This is a genomic window from Candidatus Deferrimicrobiaceae bacterium, assembly GCA_035256765.1.
Lineage (GTDB): Bacteria > Desulfobacterota > Deferrimicrobia > Deferrimicrobiales > Deferrimicrobiaceae > CSP1-8.
This window is the reverse complement of sequence record DATEXR010000319.1, coordinates 1-7,564: the sequence shown is the minus strand read 5'-3', so window position 1 is coordinate 7,564 and position 7,564 is coordinate 1. Positions and strand designations below refer to the sequence as shown.

Sequence of the window (7,564 nt, the reverse complement as noted above, 5' to 3'; positions counted from 1 at the left end):
CACCGGTACGCCTCGCGGATCCGCTCCACGCCGCCAAACGCCATGACGAGCGCGAGAAGCGTGGACCGGGGCAGGTGAAAATTGGTGATCATGGCGTCCACGACGCGGAACCGGTACCCGGGATAGATGAACTTCCGCGTCGTACCCTCCGCGGGGTCCACCCGCCCGTCCCCGCAGGCGCAAGTCTCCAGGGTCCTGACGCTCGTCGTGCCCACCGCGATGACCCGGCCTCCCCTCTCCCGGGCGGCGGCAACCGCCGCCGCCGTCTCGGGGGGCAGACGGTAGGGCTCGGGGTGGATCTCGTACGCCTCCACTTCCTCCGTCCGGATCGGGGAGAAGGTGCCGTACCCGACCGAAAGGGTGACCGTGGCGATGCTTGCACCCATGCGCCGGACCTCGTCGAGCATCTCCTGGTCGAAATGAAGCCCCGCCGTCGGGGCGGCCACCGACCCGGAGCTTGCGGCGAACACCGTCTGATACCGCTGCGCGTCCCGATGCGCCTCGGGATCCCCCGGCAGCCGCCGGATGTAGGGAGGAAGCGGGACCTCGCCCACGCGTTCGAGGGCCAGGGGGACGGGGCCGTCCGCTTCGATTCTCGCGATCCACCGCCCCGCATCCCTTTTCGCCAGGAGCGTAACGCGGACCTCCCCCCCGACGCCAAGCTCCATCCCCTCCTTAAGCCTCCGGGAAGGGCGCGCCAGGGCCTCCCACGTCTCGCCCCGTCCCCCGGCACCGTCCATCCGCCGCAGCAGGAAGATCTCCACGGATCCGCCGGTTCCCTTGCGCGCGCGGAGGCGCCCCCGGATGACCTTCGTGTCGTTCACGACGAGAAGGTCGCCGCCGCGGAGGAACCCGGGCAGATCGGAAAACCGGTGATGGGTGATCTCCCCCGTCTCGCGGAAGACGGCCATCAGGCGGGCATCCCTCCGCCGGTGCGCGGGGGATTGGGCAATCAGTTGCTCCGGGAGCGGGTACGCAAGGAGATCGGTTTTCAGGGCTTCCCCCCCGCGAGCGGACCGGGCCCTCCGGGAGAGGAAGCGAGGCGGGTCCGCGGATAGTACCGGGCGAGGATTTCCCGGTACCCCGCTCCCCTCTTCGCCATGCCGTTGGCCCCCCATTGGCACATTCCGACCCCGTGCCCGTACCCCTTGCCGGTGAGACGCCAGCCGCGGCCCGCCGGAACGATCTCCATCCACAGGCTCTTTACCAGCGCGTATCCCGCCGCACGCCGGAACATCGAGGCTTTCGCCTCCCGCGCGACTCCTCCGGAAGTGAGGCGCACCTGGCTGGCCCTCCCCGTCCTCGTTCTCCCCGCGACCGCGATGCCGAGTTCGTCTCCGGCGCGCACCCCCAGGGCGGCGGCGACCCGCACCCCTGCCGCCCGCCCCATCCGATACTCCCACCGCCAGGCCGGGCTTTCCCGGCAGTCGTCGCACGGCACGGACCGCAGATAGGGAAGATCCTCCCCCCAGGCATCCTTCGCGCTCTCCGTCATCCCGCCGCAGGTCGAGTGATAGACCGTGCGCGCCAGTCGGTCCCGGGAGTCATAAAGGACATATCCGCGGGTCGCCTCCGCGGCGGCGCGGAAGGCCGGGCCGACGTTTTCCACCCCCTCGAATACCTGGTCCTCCACGCCCGCCACGACATCGTAGTCCGGGTCGCGCGGGGCGGCGACCGACAACAGGGTGTAGGTCCGGACCGACACGGCGAGGGCGGAGAGCGCCTCGGGAAGGAACGAGGGGGCCGCCTCGCGCGACAAAACGGCCGCCACGTATTCCTCCAGCGGCACGACCGCCACGACCCGGATCCCGCCGCTGCGGGCGGAGACGCGGATCCTGCCGGGGAGAAGCCTCCCCGCAAGCGACAGGCCGCCCGGGGACCAGACGTCGATCGGGGAGTCGAGCATCTTCGTCCCTCCCCAGGCGATCCTGTTCCCCACCGCCGAGAGCGTCACGCTGCCGTTCTCCGTCGCAAGCAGGAGGCCGGCCGGATTCCAGGCCCGCATGGAATCGCCCGCGATCCGGAGCGTCGGGAGAATCCCTTCGAGCCGGACGCGCACGGGGCGCGCACCCGCGGCCTCGGGGCGCGGGGCGGGCGGCGGAGCCGGGATGGAGGGTCCGGGGACCGGAGGCGTCGGGTGAATGCCCGGCGGAGAAGGGGCCGGAGGGGGCTCGCCGCGCCGCGCCGGACCGGGAGAGGCGCACGCGGCGAGCAAGATCGCCCCGGTGGTGAACACGAGAAGGAGCGCGGCGAGCCCCGCGCCCCTTTTCCCGCCAACCGTCATGGGTATCCAGAGGCGGCTTATGCCCCGCCCTCCTCCTTCTCCCGTGTCCTGCCCGTTCCCATCTGCGCCTTGGCGGCCTTTGCCAGTTCCATGAACGGAGTGAACAGGTCGATGGGAACCGGGAAGATGATGGTCGAGTTGTTCTCCGTCGCCACTTCCCGAAGCGTCTGCAGGAACCGGAGCTGCAGCGCAATCGAGTGCTCCGCGAGAATCTTCGCCGCATCGGACAGCTTCTGTGCGGCCTGAAACTCCCCTTCCGCCCCGATGACCTTGGCGCGCCGCTCCCGCTCCGCCTCCGCCTGCTTCGCCATGGCGCGCTGCATCTCCTGCGGAAGGTCGATGTGCTTGATCTCCACCTTCGCCACCTTGATGCCCCACGGATCCGTATCCTTGTCGAGGATCTCCTGGATGTGCATGTTGATCTTCTCGCGCTCGGAAAGCAGGTCGTCGAGCTCTCCCTGGCCGCACACCGACCGCAGCGTCGTCTGCGCGAGCTGCGAGGTGGCGTACAGGTAGTTCTCGACGGTGATGATCGCCCGGTTGGGGTCCAGTACACGGAAATAGAGGACGGCGTTCACCTTGATGGAGACGTTGTCCCGTGTGATCACGTCCTGGGGCGGGACGTCCATCGCCACCACGCGAAGGTCGACCCGGATCATCTTGTCGATCATGGGGATGAGGAGGATCAACCCCGGCCCCTTTGCCCCGATCACCCGGCCCAGCCGGAAGATCACGCCCCGCTCGTACTCGTTCAGGATCTTGATGGCGCTGTACAGGAACAGGACCGCGATGACCAGAATCGCAACGTAAGGAATCATGCTCTTTTCCCTCCGGAAGGATTGGGCCGCCGGAACCGGTGCGGCTACGTTTTTGGCTTCACCACCAGCGTCATTCCCTGTCTGCCCTCGACCATCACCTCCTGCCCCTTGCGAAGGGGCGCGTCGCACCGGGCGTCCCACAATTCTCCGACGACGAAGATCTTCCCCTTCCCCGTGAAGTCCCCCATGGCCACCCCGGTCTCCCCGATCAGCCCTTCCGACCCCGTCGCGGGCCTGCGGAGCTGGCTTCGCACCGCGAGGGCGACCACGGTGCCGAAGAACGCGGCGGAGACGCCGACCATCGTGAGGATGACCGCCCAGGAGATGCGGAGATACGGATCCGCCGAGGACCGGAACAGCATGAGGCTCCCGAGCACCAGGGAGATGATCCCCCCGATGGTCAGGGCCCCGTGGGAGGCGATCTTGATCTCGAGAATGAACAGGATCAGCGCGAGCGCGATGAGAAGGAACCCCGCGTAATTGGCCGAGAGCGTCTGCAGGGAGTAGAACCCCAGGATGAGGGCGATCCCCCCGACCACTCCCGGGAACACCGCTCCCGGGTTGGACAGTTCGAAGAAGATCCCGTAGATGCCGATCATCATCATGATGTAGGCGATGTTCGGGTCCGCGAGCGCCGACAGCACCCGGTGGCGCAGCCCCATCGGGATGCGCGTGACCGCCGCGCCTTTCGTCCGCAAGGGGTTTTTCTTCCCCCCCTTCTCGATCACCCGCCCGTCGACGGCGGACAAAAGATCGGAAAGCGACGGGGCAACCAGGTCGATCACATTCTTCCGGAGCGCATCCGTTTCGGTCAGGGATGCGCTCTCCCGGACCGCCTTTTCGGCCCACTCCCCGTTGCGCCCTTTCTTCTCCGCGAGGGAACGGGCGTACGCGGCGGCGTCGTTTTCCACCTTTTTCGCCATCGTGTTGTCCATCCCCCCGCCGCCGATGCCGACGGGGTGCGCGGCACCGATGTTCGTGCCGGGGGCCATGGCGGCGATATCCGCGGCCAGAGTGATCAGCACCCCCGCGGAGGCGGCGCGGGACCCCGGGGGAGAAACGTAGACGGCCACGGGAACGGGGGTCCGGATGATCTCCTGAACCATCTGCCGCATGGCGCTGTCGAGGCCGCCGGGCGTATCCAGCTCCACCACGAGCAGTCCCGCGTTCTCCTCCTGCGCGCGCTCGATGGCGGAGGAGAGAAAATCGGCGGTGACGGGGTTGATGGACGATGCGATCGCGGCCACCATGACCGGACCGGGGGTGGCGCCCCGCGACCCGCCGGGGACCGAGAGCAGCGCGAGCATCAGGAAGAAAACGAACGCACGCATCCGGCGCCCTCCCCGACCGGAAAAAACGGCGGCGGCGCGAGACACGGGCGATCGGGCAAGAAAACGGGTCACGTTTCCCTCTTGCGCAACACGGCGAACTTCAGGTATTCGGTTTCGGGCACACCGAGAAGAACCGGATGGTCCGGGGACTGCCCCCCTCGCGCGATAACATGCACATCCGCCCGTGCATCGGCGGCCGCGTCCCGGAGCGCCTCGTTCCATTTGGCCATATCGACCAGTTGCGTGCAAGAAGAGGTGGCGAGGATCCCGCCCGGGGAAAGGAGGGAGAGGCCGAGCCGGTTGATGTCCCGGTATCCCCGGATCGCCCCTTCCCGCCCCTCCCGCGACTTGGTGAAGGAGGGGGGATCGAGAATGACAAGGTCGAACCGTCGCCCGCTCCCCTCCAGATCCCGTAAAACGTGGAAGAGGTGTCCCTGCGTTCCCTCCCACCGGCCGGCGAAACCGTTCCGGGCCGCGTTTTCCGCCGCCGCGGCGACCGCTTCTCCCGAGACGTCCACCGCGAGCACGCTTGTCGCGCCTCCCGCGAGCGCGTAGATCCCGAACGCCCCGGTGGAACAGAATCCGTCGAGCGCCGACCTCCCTCGCGCCAGGCCCCGGACGATTTTCCGGTTCTCCCGCTGGTCCAGGAAAAAACCCGTCTTCGGGCCTGCCTCCACGTCCACGAGGAAGCGGCATCCGTCCAGGGTGACCGTCTCCCGCGGAGGACCGTTGCCCCAAAGCGCCCCCTTTCTTTCCGCGAGTCCCTCGAGCCTGCGGGGTGCGCCCTCGGACCGCTCGTAGATGAGGCGGGGGGCAAGCTCCCCGACGAGGGTCGAAACGATCTCTTCCCGGAGAATCTCCATCCCGGCCGTGAGGATCTGGACGGAGAGGAGGGCGCCGTACCGGTCGACGATGAGCCCGGGGAGGAAGTCCCCCTCGGAATAGACGAGGCGCAGGGCTGTAAGCCCCGTAAGCCCCGCGTCCGCCCTCCGCGCGATCGCCCGGCGGATCCCTTCCTCCAGAAACGTCTTCGAGGGCATCCCCGCGCCCCGCGAGACGAGCCGCACCGCGATCCTGCTCGACAAGTTGCACGTGGCCGTCCCCAGCATCTCTCCGGAACGGGAGGTCACGGTAACCCACTGCCCGGACGGCAGCTGCGGCGGCACTTCCCTCAAATCGTCCCCGAACACCCAGAGGTGCCCGGAGCGGAGGCGCTCCTCGCCCCTTTTGCCGACCTGTACCACGGGAAGAGGAGCCTCCATCTCAACCGGATCGGAGCCGTTCCGCGAGAAGATCGAAATCGGCAAACACCTCGTGCTCCCGCGCGGCGTTTCGCAGGATGTAGGCGGGGTGGTAGGTGGGGAGCACGGGGATGCCGTCCAGGTCGCGCCACTGTCCCCGCACCCGCGTGATCCGATCGTTGTTGCCGAGGAGGAAGTTGAGCGCCACGGCGCCGAGGGTGCAGATCAGCGCGGGCCGGATGGCCCGGATCTGCCTCCCGAGATAGGGCAGACAGGCGGCCGCCTCCTCCGGAAGGGGCGCCCGGTTGCCCGGCGGTCGGCACTTGACGATGTTCGCGATATAGACGTCCTGGCGGGTGAGGCCGATGCGACCGATCCACCGGGTAAGCCGCCTGCCCGCCGCCCCGACGAACGGTTCGCCCTGCCGGTCCTCCTCTTCCCCGGGGCCCTCCCCGACGAACATCAGCCTCGCCCGGGGGTTTCCGACCCCGAAGACGACGTTCTTCCGCCCGGAGCAGAGGGGGCAACGGCGGCACGCAAGGATCTCGCTCCGGATCTCCTCGAGGGTCTCCCCGCCCGGGTGTGCCGGCTCCTCCGGCGCTGCCGTCTCCTCCCCGGAGCGGGGAGGGGCGGGAACGTAGTCGATCCCGATCTCCCGGAGGTAGGCGGCTACCAGGGTCCGTGTGAGGCGCCCGGTCATCCCGCGATCAGCTTCCTGTGGAGGGCCAGCCAGACCCCGACCGCGATCCCCTCCTTCGTCGCGAGGGGGAGTTCCCGGACCTCCCCGTCGGAGAAGAAAATCCGCACCTCGTTGTCGTCCGACTCGAATCCGATGTCGGTCCGGGAGACGTCGTTGGCGACGATCGCGTCCAGGTTCTTTTTCCTCATTTTCGCGATGGCGTTCTGCTCGATGTCGCTCGTCTCCGCCGCGAACCCGACGAGCACGCGGCGTCCCTTCTCCCTGCCGAGCCGGTCGAGGATATCGACGGTGGTGGCCAGCTCCAGGTTCCACCCGCCGCCATCCTTCTTGATCTTGGTCGGGGAAACGGACGCCGCCCGGAAGTCGGCCACTGCGGCGCACATCACGACGGCATCCGCATCCGCGGATTCCCGTTCGACGGCCGTCTGCATCTCCTCCGCGGTGCGCACGCGGACGGTCTTCACGAAATACGGGTCGGCCAGCGCGGTCGGGCCGGACACGAGCGTGACGTCGGCCCCGAACCGGCGCGCCACACGCGCCATCGCGAACCCCATCTTGCCGGAGGCCCGGTTGGAGAGGACCCGCACGGGGTCGATGCTCTCCGCGGTGGGCCCCGCGCTCACCAAAACCTTCTTCCTCTCGAGGATCTTCTCCGCGAGCACGATCCTCGCCATCTCGACGATCTTGCCGACCATCGCGAGACGACCCGGGCCCACCGTGCCGCAGGCGAGCTCCCCCTCGTCGGGCTCGACGAACAGGAAGCCCCGGGACCGAAGGACCGCGATGTTTTCCCGGACCGCCGCCGACGCGTACATCTGACTGTTCATCGCGGGGGCAAGCACCACGGGGGCCCCCATCGCCATGACGACGGTCGACAGCATGTCGTCCGCAATGCCGCCCCGGATCTTCCCGATGATGTTCGCCGTGGCCGGGGCGATCAGGAGGAGGTGCGCCCGCTGCGCAAGGGAGATATGCCCGATCTCCGACTCGGAGATCAGGTTCCACATGTCCATGACCACGGGGTTCTTGGAGAGCGTCTGGAGGGTCAGGGGGGTGATGAACTGCGAACCCGCGGCGGTGAGGATCGTGGTGACGTTGGCTCCCTCGCTTCTGAGTTCCCGGATGATCTCGCACGCCTTGTAGGCCGCGATCCCCCCCGTAACGCCCAGAACGATCTCTTTGCCTGCCAG

At 68.2% G+C, this 7,564-nt stretch carries 7 protein-coding genes; all 7 read right to left on the bottom strand.

Features of this window, described 5'->3' with window-relative positions:
• A partial coding sequence (queA, locus tag VJ307_11155) for a tRNA preQ1(34) S-adenosylmethionine ribosyltransferase-isomerase QueA (protein ID HJX74694.1) occupies positions 1-953 on the bottom strand: 953 nt, incomplete at its 3' end.
• Positions 954-991: 38 nt separating this feature from the next.
• Complete coding sequence (locus VJ307_11150) at positions 992-2,005, bottom strand: SpoIID/LytB domain-containing protein (GenBank protein HJX74693.1); 1,014 nt, start codon at positions 2,003-2,005, stop codon at positions 992-994.
• Positions 2,006-2,301: 296 nt separating this feature from the next.
• Positions 2,302-3,102: a slipin family protein gene (locus tag VJ307_11145; GenBank protein ID HJX74692.1), complete on the bottom strand. Its 801-nt coding sequence runs from the start codon at positions 3,100-3,102 to the stop codon at positions 2,302-2,304.
• A 44-nt stretch (positions 3,103-3,146) separates the two neighbouring features.
• Positions 3,147-4,433 (bottom strand): nodulation protein NfeD, encoded by a 1,287-nt coding sequence (locus tag VJ307_11140; protein ID HJX74691.1) that lies wholly within the window; start codon positions 4,431-4,433, stop codon positions 3,147-3,149.
• A 68-nt stretch (positions 4,434-4,501) separates the two neighbouring features.
• The gene (locus VJ307_11135; GenBank protein HJX74690.1) at positions 4,502-5,677 is read right to left on the bottom strand and encodes a class I SAM-dependent rRNA methyltransferase; all 1,176 of its coding nucleotides are present in this window, start codon (positions 5,675-5,677) and stop codon (positions 4,502-4,504) included.
• Positions 5,678-5,696: 19 nt separating this feature from the next.
• Positions 5,697-6,374, bottom strand: coding sequence for a uracil-DNA glycosylase (locus VJ307_11130; GenBank protein HJX74689.1), 678 nt, complete (start codon positions 6,372-6,374; stop codon positions 5,697-5,699).
• A partial coding sequence (gene coaBC, locus VJ307_11125; GenBank protein ID HJX74688.1) for a bifunctional phosphopantothenoylcysteine decarboxylase/phosphopantothenate--cysteine ligase CoaBC occupies positions 6,371-7,564 on the bottom strand: 1,194 nt, incomplete at its 5' end. The genes VJ307_11130 and coaBC, both read right to left, overlap by 4 nt.

Bases quoted from the DNA above. Each gene is read 5' to 3' on its own strand.
- VJ307_11130 (HJX74689.1), bottom strand. From the start codon at position 6,374: ATGACCGGGCGCCTCACACGGACCCTGGTAGCCGCCTACCTCCGGGAG.
- VJ307_11150 (HJX74693.1), bottom strand. From the start codon at position 2,005: ATGCGGGCCTGGAATCCGGCCGGCCTCCTGCTTGCGACGGAGAACGGC.
- VJ307_11140 (HJX74691.1), bottom strand. From the start codon at position 4,433: ATGCGTGCGTTCGTTTTCTTCCTGATGCTCGCGCTGCTCTCGGTCCCC.
- VJ307_11145 (HJX74692.1), bottom strand. From the start codon at position 3,102: ATGATTCCTTACGTTGCGATTCTGGTCATCGCGGTCCTGTTCCTGTAC.